Source organism: Rossellomorea pakistanensis (assembly GCF_016908495.1).
GTDB classification, from domain to species: domain Bacteria; phylum Bacillota; class Bacilli; order Bacillales; family Bacillaceae_B; genus Rossellomorea; species Rossellomorea pakistanensis.
In genome coordinates this window covers 175,540-190,780 of sequence record NZ_JAFBDZ010000004.1, presented here as the reverse complement: position 1 = coordinate 190,780, position 15,241 = coordinate 175,540, and the positions used below count along the sequence as shown (strand labels likewise).

The window sequence follows — 15,241 nt, the reverse complement described above, 5'->3', positions numbered from 1 at the left end:
GATAAGAGGAATTTCTAATTAAATGACAAGTGAATAAGGGGGATTTTATGACTTTTGCGGTGATTGGTGCAGGGAACACAGGCCAAGCGATTGCAAGCTACCTTTCGTTAAAAGGGAAAAGAGTAAAATTGTTTAGCAGAGATCCAGTTAAGGCTGAAAGAATTTCACGTCAGGGACTCGAGCTAAAAGGAATGTATTCAGCTAAGGTCGACATTGAATCGTCTTCTCATATGGAAGAAGTGATCGGTGAGGCAGAATTCATTATCATCTCCACTACTTCATCCGGACATAAACCAGTTTTCCGTCAACTGAAACCTATTTTGAAAGAGAATCAAACGATCGTTATATTCCCAGGATATTGGGGAGCGGTGGAATGTAAGGAGGTACTGGGGAATCATATAGAAGAGAAAAATATTACCGTTGCCGAAACGAGTGCCATGCCTTTTGTCAGTAAAGCAGATAATACAGGATCTGTGTATATCAATAAAATTAAGAAAAATGTTCAAATCAGCTCGATCCCCACTTCAAAGAATGCTACTATTTCTGAAAAGTTTTTAGAAACTTTCCCACAATTAATAACAGCTAATAATATTTTTGAAACATCTTTAAACAATTCAAATGTTGTTATTCATACCCCTATTACTCTTTTTAACGCAAGCAGAATCGATTCATCTGAGGAATTTCAATTTTATGGTCAGGGTGTTTCCCCCTTAACGGTCACCTATATTGAAAAATTAGATCGGGAAAGGCTAGTATTAGCCAACATGTTACAAGTTGAAACTCAAGACATCTTAACAATCTTAAATGAATTTTATGGAACAGACTATGCAAGTTTGTATGATGCATTACCAGGATTGTTCCCAGTCGGTACGGCACCTAAGACCTTAAATCATCGCTACATCTTGGAGGATATCCCTTTTGGACTTGTGCCAATATCTGAATTAGGAAAAAAAATAGGGATCCAAACTCCTTATACAGATTCCATAATTAATACGGCTTCATTATTAATGAATAAAGACTTTAGAGAGCAAGGTGTCACGTTTGAAAAGTTTAGGAAAGAGGATCTTTTAAATGTAGGAGGGCTCACTCAACAGATTTAATGGTACAAAATCAAATACAAAATGGAGGGGAATTATAATGGCTGAGTTAGCGACTGGAAATAAACTGAATGTACTTAAGAAGAAGGTTACAGCGGTTGATTTGATTACGATTGTCATTTTTGCTGTTTTATATCGAGTACTGTGGTATTTCTTTAAATTTGCCGGTGTTGTTTTTCCTTTCAATCATACCTTTGTTTATCTATTTTGTGCTTTCTGTTTGGTTCTATGTTGGGTAATTGTAAGAAGACCCTATGCGTCAGTCTACTTTACTGCCGCCTGGTGTGCGATTAACTTTTTTATACAAGGTGAAATTCCAGTCTATTGGGTTCTCGTGGTCATTGCTCCATTATTACCAGAAATCTATTTGAATATGAGAAGTAAATCGTTTACGAATCGTGATGAGATATATTCAAGTACAAAAGATTTGATTGTAGCTGCTGTCCTCTACAACGTGATTTACGAAGCTTTTGTTTGGTGGAGTATTAATAGTGTTTATCAGATTCCTGTCCCATTTAATTTGATAGCCATCGTATTTGCGATTTCTATCATTGGAATGATCTTTGGAGCGTTTATGGCTAAAAAGCTTGGAGTAAGATTGAAAGCTCTACTAGGTTGATATTCTAATAAATAATATGGAGGTGGAAGAATTGGCAGCGATTGACTTTGTTTCTAATTTGGATGAAGATACTTGGGTTCATAAGCTGGATCCAAGAGCTAAATTACTATTAATCTTGAGTTTCGTTATTATTCCGCTTTTATTTATGGATCCCTTCTATTTAACGGCTATTCTACTACTTGGGCTTCCGTTATGGTTTTCAGCAAGGATTAAGATTAAGCCGATCCTGCCTTTGCTTGTCACAATCGTTATACTTGCCATGTCTGCTATTGTATTTGCAACCTTTTATAATTACAACCAACCTAACGCCAATATCCTTTTTTCAATAGGTTCTCTCCAAGCTACTGATATTGGACTATATTCTGGACTAATACTGGGATACAGGATTGCTATTCCTTGTTTTATGACGATTATCTTAATCTCTACAACAGATCCAGCTCTTTTGGCAAAAGGATTAATGAAAATGAAGGTACCGATTAGTGTTGCCTTTATGTTTTTAGGAACATTACGATTTTTTCCATTAGTGTTCGAAGAATTAACGAATATCTCAAACGCACAGACGATTAGAGGGGTCAATAAGAAAGGGATTAGAGGGAGTTGGAACAGTTTTAAATTAGCTGTTTTTCCTTTATTAATAAATTCTCTGCGAAGAAGTAGAACCATGGGTCTTGCCGTTGAAAGTAAAGGTTTCAGTAAAATGGCATGGAAAGAATACTACCAGGAAATGAGATTCACCACTATCGATACGACGATAACCATTTTAACAGTTATTTTCTTAATTGCTTCTTTATATATAAGGTTTGCTTTGGGGCTTGGTGGAGATCATTCCATTGTCTTATAAAAATGTCTGTCAAAACTCTTCATGAAAAGGAGTGAGAGTATGGGTGACAACCATCCTATTATTGAAGTAAAAGGTCTTAGTTTTTCATACCCAGGAGTCGAAAGTAAAACGTTGAATAACATAGATTTAGAGATTCAAAAGGGAGAATTTGTACTCATAACGGGTACAAGTGGAAGTGGGAAGACGACTCTTGCTAAATGCTTAAATGGCATTATTCCCCATCTCGCAGAAGGTGTTCTAGATGGAGAAATTAATATCAACGGAAATCATACACAAAGTGTACCTATGCATAGTCTTGCTTCAGATATAGGGATGGTTTTTCAAAATCCTGAAGACCAAATTTTTTCAATAAGAGTAGAAGATGAAATAGCATTTGGAGTCGAATGTCAAGGATTCACACAAGAAGTTATAAGAGAACGAGTACAATATGGGCTTCAAAAACTCAGATTAGAAGATATCAAAAAACAAATAACGTTTTCTCTATCCGGCGGGCAAAAACAAAAGGTGTCGATTGCAAGTAACCTGGCTATGCTGCCCTCTATCTTGATTCTTGATGATCCGACAACAGATCTAGACCCTGTCAGTAAACAGGAGGTCATGGATATCGTAGCAGAACTAAAAGAAGAAATTGACACGACATTTCTGATCATTGAGCATGATTTAAACGATCTTATTGAATTTGTTGACAGAGTAATCATTATGGATAAAGGGGAAATCCTCTACAACGGTAAACCAGGAGAAATATTTTATAAGCATTATTACGCATTAGATAAACTGGGAATTCGGATTCCCGATCATATACGGTTGGGGAAATTCCTATATAACAAAGGATTTAACAATGACACTTTTCCTATTACCAAGAGAGAAGTATCCGATTGGATAAAAAATCTACTTGTTACGAAAAAATTAACTTTGCCCATTCTTGAAAATCATACTAAAAACAATACGCAAGAAACTGTCGCTAAACTAGAAGGGGTAAGCTTTAGTTATCAAAAAGATAAACAAATCCTTTTTGATATGAACGTAAATGTGAACAAAGGCGAGCTCTTGGCTATAGTAGGGCATAATGGATGTGGCAAATCCACATTAATGAAAAATCTAATCGGACTATTAAAGCCATCTGAAGGTACAGTCGAAATTAATAATAAGAATACCAAAAAATATAAAGGCCAAGATATTATTTTAGACATTGGATATGTATTTCAAAATCCTGATAATCAGCTATTTTGTAACACTGTTGAAGAGGAAGTCCAATTCGGTTTGAAAAATAGGGGCTATAGTAAAGAGGTAATTCGTGAACAAGTAGAACTGGCGATCAATACTGTAGGATTGCAGAAAAAAAGGAAGGAACATCCTTTTTCCTTAAGTAGGGGAGAAAGACAAAGGCTAGCGGTAGCAACGATGCTAGTGTCAAATCCAAAGATTATCTTATTGGATGAACCCACTACTGGGCAGGATGACCAAAGTTTAACCGCTCTCTTAACCTTAATGGAAAAATTAGTGAAGGAAAATGGGTCAACTGTCGTCATGATTACGCATGATATGGAAGTTGTGGCTCAATACGCTAGTCGGGTTCTTGTCATTGATGCGGGGAAGATTGTACTTGAAGGCAGCCCGAAGGAAGTTTTCTTTCAAAATTATCAAAAGCTGCATTCGCTAAAATTAAAACCACCGATTATTTCTCAATTCTCAGCAGAATTATACGAGTATGGATTTCCACAGGTATCAAACTGGAACATGTTTCATGAAGAAGTGATAAATCATAATAAAGATATGATTGTTTAAATAAGTAGAATCTAAAACGCTTTATATTGGAAATATAGAAGAAACTTATAAAGAAAATACCCTTATTCTCTATAAGCTTTTTATCATTCAGGATTAACTTAGCGCCCATGGACTTTCGTAAGTATTTAATAGGAACAAGTTTCATGAAAAGTTCGTGAATTTTTAGTAATGATAGGTTGGTTAAAAGTTTAGATGAATCTACTGTTGAAAATATAAAAGCCGATTGTAGAGAAAGATACTTTCATCCTACAATCGGCTTTTATATATACATTGTACTAGTCTAGCTTACTTAATCAACAATAAACCCATGCTTGAACGGATCATTTGGGTCAATTAAAATGTTTTGTGAAGCTTTTCCTGTTATGTGAGTTGGAGGATGTTTAAATAGAGGTTGCCTCTTAAGAAATTAATATCATGATCCTATTGATGTGCGAATCAAAATGAAAAAAAGACAAAAAAATACCGTAAAGCAGCAAGAAGCACTGTTCTACGGGAAAAAGTTAATGTGGCTTTTCCTTGTTAATTGAATTTGCAGCCGCATAAAATTGTTCCCAGGAGAAGAGGAAATCTTGTTGTATGACCTCGATATGTAATGCTGTTTGATTCCTTTCGTCCTGTCAAATTTATTTTATAAACAGATTAAACGTGATCGTAAGCAAATACACAATAGCCACAGCACCCGAGAGATACGCACCTAGATAGAGTAATAATTCCATCAGGGTCACTCCTATCTTGTTTTTGCTTCTCATCCCTTTCCATAGGCTGTCCCAATAGGGTCCGGAACCATATGCTATTTTTATATATGAAGAAGGTTTGGGAGGGTTTCTTCATTATGCAAAAAAATTAGGTTCCAGACACTTGATTAGGACATTTTAAGAATGTATTTTTTGTAAATCCACCGTTTTTGATACTCTTGTTTTAAAGAAAACAACAATTTAGAGAATTAGTCGTTGACTAATTACATGATGCCAGGTGTATATGAGTTTATTCTTCTGTATTCATATCGTTTGAAGATTCTCCTGTATCCATTCCTTCTTCAGCGGGATCCTCCGTATTCGTGTCACTTGAAGGCTCTTCTGTGTTCGTACCTTCTTCAGCAGGGGCGTCCGTGTTCGTATCACTTGAAGGTTCTTCGGTATCCATTCCTTCTTCAGCAGGGTCCTCCGTATTCATATCATTTGAAGGTTCCTCTGTATCCGCTCCTCCACTAGCAGGTTCTTCTTCCATATTCATGTCACCATCGACTGGCTCTTCTTGAGGATTCACGTCTTCTTCCATGTCTTGACCATTACTACAGGCGGTAGCGAGCACCAAGGCGAATACAGGGACAGATAATTTCCAAAGTTGTTTAATTAGCATTACTATTCCTCCTCATTATGTTTAAAAGTAATGAACCAATGAAATTAAATACAGAGGTTTTTCAACTCCCTTCCTTCAAAACTAACGCCATTATATACAAGCTATTTTTAAAATATTGTCGATTTATTCAACATTACTACGGTTTAAATGAATTGTTATCTTCCTTTAATCTATGAAAAAAACTCTTTACTTTCAGCGTTTTTGTAAACGAATCTATTAAAAGTTAACTTGAATTTAAAATTCTGTTAAAAATGGTAAAGAGTTAGTATTATCATAAAAATTCTTTTGAACTGTAAACCAAGCATTTAGTTAAACAGTGCCATTTGATTAAAAAAAGTTTGATTTGCAAAAGATTGGCTTGTACATCCTGTTATTTTAGGCAGTTTTCTCATATTCAGCCATTCGGCCATTTAATAGAGGAAGAATCTCAAGGAAAATCGAATACTTAAACTATAGGTGCAGGTTAGTTTAGTAACATAAGTAACTTTATTAAGAAATAAATAATGGAAATAATGGAAAATTAAAAAACTTGGCAGGAGAAACAATTCTAAATGAGTATAGGGAGGAAGCGTTATGTCCAATAACGTAAGACCAAGAAAAATAATTTTAGATTTAGCCGTTACTTTAGATGGCTTTATTGAAGGGGAAAATGGGGAAGTTGATTGGTGCATCATGGACACAGAGATGGGGTTTGTGAATTTTTTAAATCAAATTGATACTATATTATATGGAAGAAAAAGTTATGATTTATGGGGACAATTCACTCCAGAAAAGGAAGGGACTGACACTGAAAAAGAACTTTGGGAATTAGTTCATAGTAAAGAAAAATACGTATTTTCCAGAACGCAAAAAGGGTCTGATCATAAAGCAATATTTATAAATGATCATATTCTTGAAGAAGTAAATAAATTAAAGAGTAAGCCTGGTAAAGATATCTGGCTATATGGCGGAGCAAGTCTTATTACAACATTTATCAATTTAGAGCTTGTTGATGAAATTAGATTATCTGTTCACCCTGTTATTTTAGGAGAAGGAAAACCTTTGTTTATTGATATAAAAAAGAGGTTGAATTTAAAAATGGTGAATACAAGAACGTTCACCTCTGGCGTTGTGCAACTAATCTATCATTTAAATGGGGATAAATAAGAGTGGACATTCCAAAGATAAAATACAATAAATATCATTAGGAAATACTTGAGAGTAAGTCACCTATTGAACGAAAGGGCGCGTTTATTGAGGAACGTGTCTTTTCGTGTATCGGACAGATCATTGAAAAAGGAATTCTGGAATCATTGTAGAATGTGTAGAACAAAGATGCAGCTGTAGATTAGAGGTGTATTAATGGAGATAAGACCAGTAGAAAAAGAAGAATATAGCTTTATTGAAGACTTTGTATATGAAATATTCAAAAATACCGCCTATTCAAATGGATTAGCTGAAAAAGCTTTGGTAAGAGAGATCCGGGAAAAACCCTATTATATTCCGAAGCTTGATTTAGTTGTTGAGGAAGAAGGGGTGATGATAGGTCACTTTATCCTTTCAAAACTTCCAATTAGTAATAGGTACGAAAATGAAATGTTGATGTTATCACCAGTTTCAGTGGCCATTCATAAACAACGTCAGGGTGTTGGTCAGTATATGTTGCAGGAAGGGATTAAATTAGCTGCTAAAATGGGGTTTAAGGGAATCATCGTTGAAGGAGATGATCGTTACTATCAACGCTTTGGATTTAGAACATCAACTGAATTCGGAATCTATGCGTCCAAGAAAAACCTTCCACCTTCTGTTGAGAATTTAATGGCTATGGAGTTGTGTGAAAATGGGATGGAAAATATCTCAGGTGAAGTAGATTATTCGATTTATAATGCATTGACACACTGACCATCATATCGATCATGTACAAACTCAAGATTTTTAGGAAAGTTAAGCCATGAATCGGCGGTTAATCGATATTCCACTAGAGGGCGCTTTAATAGAATGAGGGTTATAGAAATACGTAACATTTTTTGTTAAAGAATGATGCAATTCATTTAAATCCATTAATGGTTAGTTTTGAAAAAGATTATTCAAAACTAGCCTTTTTTCTCTTGTTGGTTTATTAAATTAATAATAGAAGTAATGTGTTTATATTAATTTAGAAAATTTTATCATATTATAAACGGAAGAGGAGGGTTTATCATTGGGAAGGAAAAAAGCAATAGTAGTATTGGTATTATTTACTTTACTCTTTCTGGTAGTCCAATTATTTACTGGAAATGGAGATTTAAATTATCCATTTATATTTTTAGGGGGAGGAATTGTTGGAATAACTCTCATGCTTTCGAATCCAAAGGGAAAAAATTGAAATTCAGATGAAAACCTCATGATCATCTTATATATTTTGACAACCATATTGGTCAAGAATCCTAATGGGACAGCCCCGTTTCATTTTTTATCTACTATTTTCCTTTTTGTCTCTGGAACACAGAGCAGCATGGTGAGTAGCTAATGGGTAGATGATGAAGATCAAGGGAATGGTGAAGAGGAATAGTCAAACTATTCCTCTTCACCATTTCCATTGCCTTCTAAAGAAAACTCATTTTTCCTCGCTTTAAGCTTCTCCATACTATTAGATAAATGCTTATACATATGATTTTCAGCACTTTTCGCATCACGTAGGGAAATCGCCTTCAGAACCGATTGATGTTCTTCATAAACCTGTTGTTTCTTTCCGCTAATCTTCGTATTGATCGTTAGAGAAGCTTTCATGGCACGATGGTATAGGTCAGATATATTTTCTAATGTACGAATGAGCACTTCATTTTTAGAAGAGTGAAGAATGGATTGATGAAAGAGGAAATCCGCTTCATTTCCAATTTTATCTGGTTCATTCAGCTCCTTAAATAGCATTTCTTGAGCTTGATACATTTTATTTAGATCTTCCTCATCATGTCTCACGGCAGCCAATGCCGCTGCTTTCGTTTCAAGAATCATTCTTGTTTCTAATAACTCTACTATTTGTTTATAAGAAATCACTTCTATTAAGGGTTGATCTAATAACTTTTCAAGGGGTTTTGGCCGAACCCAGCTGCCGCCACCATGGATGGATTCAATGATTCCATGGGAAGCTAGAGCACTTAATGCTTCTCTTATTGGCACTCTACTCACGTTAAACATTTTGGCCAACTCATTCTCTGATGGGAGCTTTGAATCCATCGGAAATTCCCCTGATTTTATTCTTTTTTTTATTTCATCAATAATTTGATGTGATACACGTTTTCTGACGATCATGACTGATTCTCCTTTAATCGAAAGAGCCTTCCATTTCCTACTATTATAACATGAAAATAATAGCAGGCATGAAAGGCTTTCCATTCCTTTAACTAATTTTTTTATCTGAGGCGTTGCCTGCTACACTGGGTCCCCATAGGCCAAAACGTTTATGGACGGCGATGATTACTACACCTACAAGGAGAAGGGTAATCGGCATCACCCACGAGAACCCAATCGAAAACAGGATGGGGGAAAACGTTATAATCACGATTTCAATTGGGACCATCCCTATGTAGGCTAGAGCATAGTCATCCATTGTTTTACTTTTTAACTCTGGGTCGACAATTCTGAGAAGTGCTAATCCCATAGCGACTGTTCCAGTACTCCATCCCCAACCAAATAAGGATTTTTCAAACCAAAAACTTTTAAAGATGTTCGGTCCAATCAAACGGAAAATAAGGTAAGCCCAAATAATTCCGAAGACAAATAACAAGAGTAAAGGGACCGCATAATCCATGACTACGGTTATATTTATAGATGCAATTCCAATCGCTACTAGATAATCTGTTGCGCTTCCACCGATTCTCTCCATCACTCGTTGGTCTACATATTCGTCCGCTTTTACTTTTCTAATAAAAACTTGGAAGAGTAGGGCGACGACAAAGGCGATACTTAGTAATGGAACAGAGATTCCCGGCAAAATGGACTCTAGTAATCCTGTAACCCAATAGGAGACCCCAACAACAAAGGCGATGATCGAAAGGTGCAATACCAATGGATCAATGGAACTCGGAGAGACGGTCTCATTCCCCATCCCAATTCGTTTATTGGGATGCATTAATCCTGATCTTAGTTCAGAAGGTAGCTCTTTAAAACTGGAAATAAACTGGGTATGTCCTTTTTCTGTACTTCTCTTAATAAGAAATAAGCCGCCTAATACAGCTACTAATATTCCAACGGTAGCCGATGTCATTCCGAGGGTCATGGCTTCTTCCCAGCCATATTGACTGAAACCTTGTCCAATCGCTGCCGCTGTACCGTGTCCACCTAGAAACCCGGCACCTAAGATTAACCCGAATCCACTCGGAAGGTCTGTAAACAATTGATTAATGACCACAAGGCCGAATAGGGCACCCCCACCCCACATTAATACAGTTAGCAACATTGAATAAGACCACATTTCTCTTACCCGATGAATGATTTCCTTGATATTGACCTTGGCTGCTCCAATTGGAATGGAAGCAAAGATCACTGCAATTAATAATCCTGGATACGCTGTGAGCTGATCCGAAAAAGGAAGGATATCTACTCCGCTTGGGCCAAGAGCCAGCCCTATAAATCCAGCAATCATACTAGCTGGTAAAAAAAGAGCTTGCACCCATTTCACCTTTGCACGTAAAATCGTTCCAACCAGTAGCAATCCTGAAATAACACTAATGTCAATCATTAATGACCATATTGAAAATTCGTTCATATTCATCCCCCTCATTTAATAAGTAAGCGTTCTCATTTGTAATACAAGTATACAATAATTTTAGAAAATTACAATTACATATTGAAAAAAATGAGATTGGTAGTATACTTGTATTACAAGTTAAGAGTTAAGCGTTTTCATTTGTGGGTTTGAGACTGAATAATCATAAGAGGTGAAAAAATGTTAGAAAAAAAAGTAGAGTTTTATAGTGATGGATTAACGTTAAAAGGAAGCTACTATTTGCCAGATCAATTTCATGAAAGTAAACAATACCCTGCTGTCATCATTAACTCAGGATATCAAGGCTTTAATGAATTCTATCCAAAGTTATTCGCTGAAAAACTAACGCAAAAAGGATATCTCTGTTTTGGTTTTGATTATCGTGGTTTTGCTGATAGTGAAGGAGAGAAAGGTAGAGTCGTATTAGAGGAGCAAGTCAGAGACATTCAACACGCTATTAGCTACATATCGACTCACGAAAATGTGGACGAGAACAAAATCGGTCTAATTGGTTGGGGAATGGGGGCATGCAATGTCATCCATGTGGCAGCAAAAGACAAAAGAGTTAAAGCCGTTGCAGGGTTAAATGGCTTTTATAATGGAGAGAGATGGTTGAAGTCGATTCATTCCTATGTGGAATGGGCAGAGATTGAGAAAGTATTGGATGAAGATCGTAAAGTCCGAGCTAATGAGGGGAAATCTCAATTAGCTCCTACCTTCATCCATTATCCGTTAGACCCTGCTACTAAGGATTATGTTGAAAATGAATTGTCCTCCGTTTATGGATTTGGTCATGAGACACAACTATTATTTACTGATTCTATTTTAGAGACGAACGCAGAAGATGTAGTAGAGAAGATTTCCCCTGTGCCGGTATTCATCGGACATGGAAAAGACAACCTTCTTCATCCAAAGTCAGAATCTGTATCCCTTTATCAGCGTGCAAACTCACCGAAAACCTTCTATTGGATTGAAGGCAAACATAACGATTTTATGTTTGAAGACCACGCTGAATTTATTCGTTTAAACAACAAGCTAGATGAATTTCTACAACATGCACTTAAAGGTGATCTCTATGAAAAATCAGTTTCATCCCTTACTTGAGGGTTCATATGATTTCCATGTTCATAGTTCCCCAAGTATTTTTAAAAGAAGGCAAACCGATTGGGAGCTTCTAGAAGATGCGAAAGCGGCAAAGATGGGCGGAATCGTATTAAAAAGTCATGAGTCATCAACGGCTGAGCGGGCCTTTCTCTTAAATGAGAAAGAGCCTTCTGTAAGCGTATTTGGTGGTATCGTCCTGAATCAGCATGTCGGGGGACTCAATCCATATGCAGTTGAAACTGCGCTAAAAATGGGAGGGAAGGTCGTTTGGTTTCCCACCCTTTCTGCTGGTCAGCATCAGCAATACTTCAAAAGTAAAAATACGAAGCTATTCAATGGAAATCCTCTTTTGTCCGAGTCAACCGTTTCGATAGACGAAGACGGTCATTTAATAGAAGAAGTAGAAATAATTTTTCGCCTGATCACGGACTATGACGCGGTTTTAGCAACAGGTCATATGTCTTTAAAAGAACAGCATCAAATTGTACGTGCGGCCAAAGAAGCAGGGGTTCGGAAAATCATTATACAGCATGCCGACATGGGGATATCAAAAATCCCACTTGAAGATCAACTATATTTTGCTTCAGAAGGATGTATGATTGAAAAATGTTTGTTAGCCTGCAGCTCGGATTTTCACGATTTAACGGTAGAAGAAATGGCAAAAACAATTGAGATCATTGGTCATGAATCCTGTATTCTTGTCACCGATTATGGTCAGCCACACCACGAGGCACCTGTTTATGCCATGAATCGTTTTGTAGAAGAGCTTCTCTCACATGGAGTTAGTGAAGAGCAAGTCATTAGGATGCTTCAAGAAAATCCACGAACCTTATTAGGTGTTGATAAAAATGAATGAACAAATTCTGAATGAGCTAAGAGGAATCGTTGAAGAAAGTCGAATTTTCACCAAGAAGAAGGATCTGTATTCATTTAGCTTTGACGCTTCATTTGGTGAATATTTGCCAGAAGTGGTTCTTCAACCCCAATCTAAGGAAGAAATCAGCAAAATAATCATGATAGCCAATACCTATCAAATTCCGGTTTATCCCAGAGGGTCTGCTACTTCTTTAAGTGGCGGCCCTCTCCCGACAATGGGGGGGATGGTGCTCGATATGTCGCAGTACCCAAAAACCTTAGTTATTGATAAAGAAAATATGCTTGCGATTGCCACCCCAAGTGTAATTACTTCGAGCATTCATGAAAATGCAGAAAAGGAAGGGCTGTTCTACCCTCCGGATCCAAGCAGCTCCCATGTCTCAACGATTGGGGGGAACATCCTTGAAAATTCAAGTGGACCTAAAGGGTTAAAATATGGGACCACGAAGGAATACGTTATTGGTTTAGAAATGGTTACACCCACGGGAGAGATCGTCCGAACAGGTGGAAAAACAGTAAAAAATGTAACAGGCTTTGATTTAACAAGACTTATTGTTGGGTCTGAGGGACTGCTTGGAGTCATCACAGAAGTTACGCTACGTCTCATTCCAAAACCTGCCCATAAAATGACCTTGCTCGCTTCTTTTCAGAGTGTAGTAGACTCTGGTCGGGCGATTACCAATATATTGTCTTCAGGAGTTTTACCAGCGGCCATGGAGCTCATGGACAAATACTGTATTGAAGCGGTGGAGCATTATCAGCCATCAGGCCTGCCTCTTGATGCGGAAGCGATTGTCATCATTGAGGTTGACGGCCATATGGCATCGGTCAATGAAGAAATCGATAAATGCTCTAGAATTTGCAGTGCCTTTCCAGGTTCAAAGGTAAAGGTAGCGAAAACAGAAGAAGATCGTATGAAGATTTGGAAAGCTCGAAAAATGGTATCACCCGCTATTACCCAATTAGGGCCAACGAAAATTTCAGAAGACGCGACGGTGCCAAGAAGCAAAATTCCGGATATGATCGAAAAACTTCATTCGATCCGTAATAAATATCAGCTAAATTTGGTTGTGTTCGGTCATGCCGGTGATGGGAATCTTCACCCAAACATTATTACCGATAAGAGAAATATAGAAGAAATGAAAAAGGCTGAGCTTGCTGTCGGCGAAATCTTCCAAGCAGCCATTGACCTCGGTGGAACGTTATCTGGTGAGCATGGCATTGGAATATTAAAAGCCCCTTACATGCGAGGGGAGCTTGGGGTAACCCTTGATTTAATGAAAAAAATCAAGGAAGCTTGGGATCCTAACAACATTATGAACCCGGGCAAAATGTTTCCACAGAAAGGGCAAACAAAGGTGGTATTAACGCAAAATGAGTAAGGATGACACACTCACTAACGTTCTTTATAAGAAAACCTATGATGAAGTCAACCAATGCATCCAGTGTGGCTACTGTCTTCCAGCTTGTCCGACTTATAAGTCTATGGAAACGGAGAGCGCCTCGCCAAGGGGACGGATCAATCTTGTCAAAATGGCGGCAGAAGGGAAAATTGATCTTATTGAAGATTTGAAGGTGCCCATTGACCTTTGCCTTGGGTGTAGAGCTTGTGAAATCGCATGTCCAGTCGATGTTCCATATGGCTCGATTTTAGAAAATGCTAAAGAAGTCATACACGATATGGAAGTCCATGAAAAGAAAAATCATGCCTTTAAGGATTTTGCTTTAAACCAACTATTTACAAAGCCTAAATCAATGAAGGTATCCAGTGACCTGTATTATCTCTATCAAAAAAGTGGATTGCAAAAATTTGTACGGTCTACCAATCTATCCGAAAAGCTGGTCAAAAACGTAGGAAGCTTTGAAAAGGCACTCCCTAAGGTTCCTGCAAAAAAATACCAGATTAAAAGAGGTAGGCTGTACGAAGCCAAAACAGAAAATGCAGTGAAAACGGTCGCTTTATTTCTCGGATGCATTAATGATGCCGTGTTCTATCACGTTAACTATTATACTCTTGAACTCCTAAGGGTTTCAGGCTGTAACGTTTATGTTCCTGAAGAACAAACCTGTTGTGGTGCCCTCCATGCTCATCAGGGACAAATGAAACAAGCCCGCCAATTAGCAAAAGAAAACCTTACTGCATTTGAAGAATATGCGGTAGATACGATTATTACCAATGCAGGCGGATGTGGGGCGATTCTTCAGGAATACGACCATCTATTGAAAGACGATACAGAGTGGATGATGAAAGCGAAGAAATTTACGGGGAAAATCAAGGATATTTCTGAGGTATTATCCTCTTTAAATTCTCTTCCTTTTACGGAGAAGCTTGATAAAGTCGTCACCTATCAACCTTCATGCCATCTATCAAATGTCCAAAAAGCAGGAGCGTTCCCAGAATGGCTCATTCAACAAATCCCGGGAGTCAAGTATATCGAATTACCAAGCAAGAACTCTTGCTGTGCCTCTGGAGGGATTTACAACATTCAACAGTACGATGAATCGATGAAAATACTAGGCGATAAAATGGATGAAGTGAACATCATCAAACCAGATATCGTAGTCACTTCCAATCCTGGTTGCTTGATTCAAATATCACATGGGATCAATACTTACGGGGAAGGGCAGCCAGAATCGATCCACCTTGTTGAGTTGTTGGCTAGATCGTGTGGAATTTATATTCAGTAGACCATAGAATTTGAGATTTGAAATATACGTGTATAGAGAGAAAAAGCTCCTAATCCGAGTCTCATTTATGAAGCTGTTCCAATCAAGAGTGTCAGGAAACACAGGATTCAATATCTAGAAGAACTTTCAATACCTCTTCTAAAGAA

The 15,241-nt window shown here is 37.4% G+C and carries 14 protein-coding genes; 11 read left to right on the top strand and 3 right to left on the bottom strand.

All coding sequences use genetic code 11. The features are described from left to right. Positions 1-47: 47 nt before the first annotated feature. The 4 genes from JOC86_RS18535 to JOC86_RS18520 are packed head-to-tail and all read left to right on the top strand — an operon-like array spanning position 48 to position 4,342. Positions 48-1,100, top strand: a complete 1,053-nt coding sequence (locus JOC86_RS18535) for an NAD/NADP-dependent octopine/nopaline dehydrogenase family protein (RefSeq protein ID WP_205174438.1) — start codon at positions 48-50, stop codon at positions 1,098-1,100. Positions 1,101-1,137: 37 nt separating this feature from the next. Next, positions 1,138-1,716: a hypothetical protein gene (locus JOC86_RS18530; protein WP_205174437.1), complete on the top strand. Its 579-nt coding sequence runs from the start codon at positions 1,138-1,140 to the stop codon at positions 1,714-1,716. A gap of 31 nt (positions 1,717-1,747) precedes the next feature. Beyond that, on the top strand, positions 1,748-2,557 hold the full coding sequence (locus JOC86_RS18525) for an energy-coupling factor transporter transmembrane component T family protein (protein ID WP_205174436.1): 810 nt from the start codon (positions 1,748-1,750) through the stop codon (positions 2,555-2,557). 39 nt (positions 2,558-2,596) lie between these two features. Beyond that, positions 2,597-4,342, top strand: a complete 1,746-nt coding sequence (locus JOC86_RS18520; protein ID WP_205174435.1) for an ABC transporter ATP-binding protein — start codon at positions 2,597-2,599, stop codon at positions 4,340-4,342. Between the two features lie 984 nt (positions 4,343-5,326). Here JOC86_RS18520 and JOC86_RS18515 read toward each other — a convergent pair. Then, a complete protein-coding gene (locus tag JOC86_RS18515) occupies positions 5,327-5,701 on the bottom strand; it encodes a hypothetical protein (RefSeq protein WP_205174434.1) in 375 nt (124 codons plus the stop codon). 573 nt (positions 5,702-6,274) lie between these two features. Here JOC86_RS18515 and JOC86_RS18510 point away from each other — a divergent pair. The 3 genes from JOC86_RS18510 (at position 6,275) to JOC86_RS18500 (ending at position 8,045) form a co-directional block, all read left to right on the top strand. Then, complete coding sequence (locus tag JOC86_RS18510) at positions 6,275-6,847, top strand: dihydrofolate reductase family protein (protein WP_205174433.1); 573 nt, start codon at positions 6,275-6,277, stop codon at positions 6,845-6,847. A 195-nt stretch (positions 6,848-7,042) separates the two neighbouring features. Next, complete coding sequence (locus JOC86_RS18505; protein ID WP_205174432.1) at positions 7,043-7,582, top strand: GNAT family N-acetyltransferase; 540 nt, start codon at positions 7,043-7,045, stop codon at positions 7,580-7,582. Between the two features lie 298 nt (positions 7,583-7,880). After that, positions 7,881-8,045 carry a hypothetical protein gene (locus tag JOC86_RS18500; protein WP_205174431.1) on the top strand — a complete coding sequence of 55 codons (165 nt, stop codon included), beginning with the start codon at positions 7,881-7,883 and terminating at the stop codon, positions 8,043-8,045. A 191-nt stretch (positions 8,046-8,236) separates the two neighbouring features. On the opposite strand, the gene JOC86_RS18495 is transcribed toward JOC86_RS18500, so the two are convergent. Both JOC86_RS18495 and JOC86_RS18490 read right to left on the bottom strand, forming a co-directional pair. Beyond that, a complete protein-coding gene (locus JOC86_RS18495; RefSeq protein WP_205174430.1) occupies positions 8,237-8,971 on the bottom strand; it encodes a FadR/GntR family transcriptional regulator in 735 nt (244 codons plus the stop codon). An 88-nt stretch (positions 8,972-9,059) separates the two neighbouring features. Continuing rightward, positions 9,060-10,427: a sodium/glutamate symporter gene (locus JOC86_RS18490; RefSeq protein WP_205174429.1), complete on the bottom strand. Its 1,368-nt coding sequence runs from the start codon at positions 10,425-10,427 to the stop codon at positions 9,060-9,062. 180 nt (positions 10,428-10,607) lie between these two features. Between JOC86_RS18490 and JOC86_RS18485 the strand changes: the two genes are divergently transcribed. The 4 genes from JOC86_RS18485 to JOC86_RS18470 are packed head-to-tail and all read left to right on the top strand — an operon-like array spanning position 10,608 to position 15,095. Next, entirely contained in the window at positions 10,608-11,531 is a 924-nt protein-coding gene (locus JOC86_RS18485) for an alpha/beta hydrolase (protein WP_205174428.1), read from the top strand. Next, entirely contained in the window at positions 11,503-12,387 is an 885-nt protein-coding gene (locus JOC86_RS18480; protein ID WP_205174427.1) for a DUF6282 family protein, read from the top strand. Before JOC86_RS18485 ends, JOC86_RS18480 begins: the two co-directional genes overlap by 29 nt. Then, on the top strand, positions 12,380-13,789 hold the full coding sequence (locus JOC86_RS18475) for an FAD-binding oxidoreductase (RefSeq protein WP_205174426.1): 1,410 nt from the start codon (positions 12,380-12,382) through the stop codon (positions 13,787-13,789). The genes JOC86_RS18480 and JOC86_RS18475 overlap by 8 nt, the downstream gene beginning before the upstream one ends. Further along, a complete protein-coding gene (locus tag JOC86_RS18470) occupies positions 13,782-15,095 on the top strand; it encodes a (Fe-S)-binding protein (RefSeq protein WP_205174425.1) in 1,314 nt (437 codons plus the stop codon). The genes JOC86_RS18475 and JOC86_RS18470 overlap by 8 nt, the downstream gene beginning before the upstream one ends. Positions 15,096-15,241: the final 146 nt, after the last annotated feature.

Bases quoted from the DNA above. Each gene is read 5' to 3' on its own strand.
- JOC86_RS18505 (WP_205174432.1), top strand. From the start codon at position 7,043: ATGGAGATAAGACCAGTAGAAAAAGAAGAATATAGCTTTATTGAAGAC.
- JOC86_RS18485 (WP_205174428.1), top strand. From the start codon at position 10,608: ATGTTAGAAAAAAAAGTAGAGTTTTATAGTGATGGATTAACGTTAAAA.
- JOC86_RS18495 (WP_205174430.1), bottom strand. From the start codon at position 8,971: ATGATCGTCAGAAAACGTGTATCACATCAAATTATTGATGAAATAAAA.
- JOC86_RS18470 (WP_205174425.1), top strand. From the start codon at position 13,782: ATGAGTAAGGATGACACACTCACTAACGTTCTTTATAAGAAAACCTAT.
- JOC86_RS18475 (WP_205174426.1), top strand. From the start codon at position 12,380: ATGAATGAACAAATTCTGAATGAGCTAAGAGGAATCGTTGAAGAAAGT.
- JOC86_RS18490 (WP_205174429.1), bottom strand. From the start codon at position 10,427: ATGAACGAATTTTCAATATGGTCATTAATGATTGACATTAGTGTTATT.
- JOC86_RS18515 (WP_205174434.1), bottom strand. From the start codon at position 5,701: ATGCTAATTAAACAACTTTGGAAATTATCTGTCCCTGTATTCGCCTTG.
- JOC86_RS18520 (WP_205174435.1), top strand. From the start codon at position 2,597: ATGGGTGACAACCATCCTATTATTGAAGTAAAAGGTCTTAGTTTTTCA.
- JOC86_RS18480 (WP_205174427.1), top strand. From the start codon at position 11,503: ATGAAAAATCAGTTTCATCCCTTACTTGAGGGTTCATATGATTTCCAT.
- JOC86_RS18530 (WP_205174437.1), top strand. From the start codon at position 1,138: ATGGCTGAGTTAGCGACTGGAAATAAACTGAATGTACTTAAGAAGAAG.
- JOC86_RS18510 (WP_205174433.1), top strand. From the start codon at position 6,275: ATGTCCAATAACGTAAGACCAAGAAAAATAATTTTAGATTTAGCCGTT.
- JOC86_RS18535 (WP_205174438.1), top strand. From the start codon at position 48: ATGACTTTTGCGGTGATTGGTGCAGGGAACACAGGCCAAGCGATTGCA.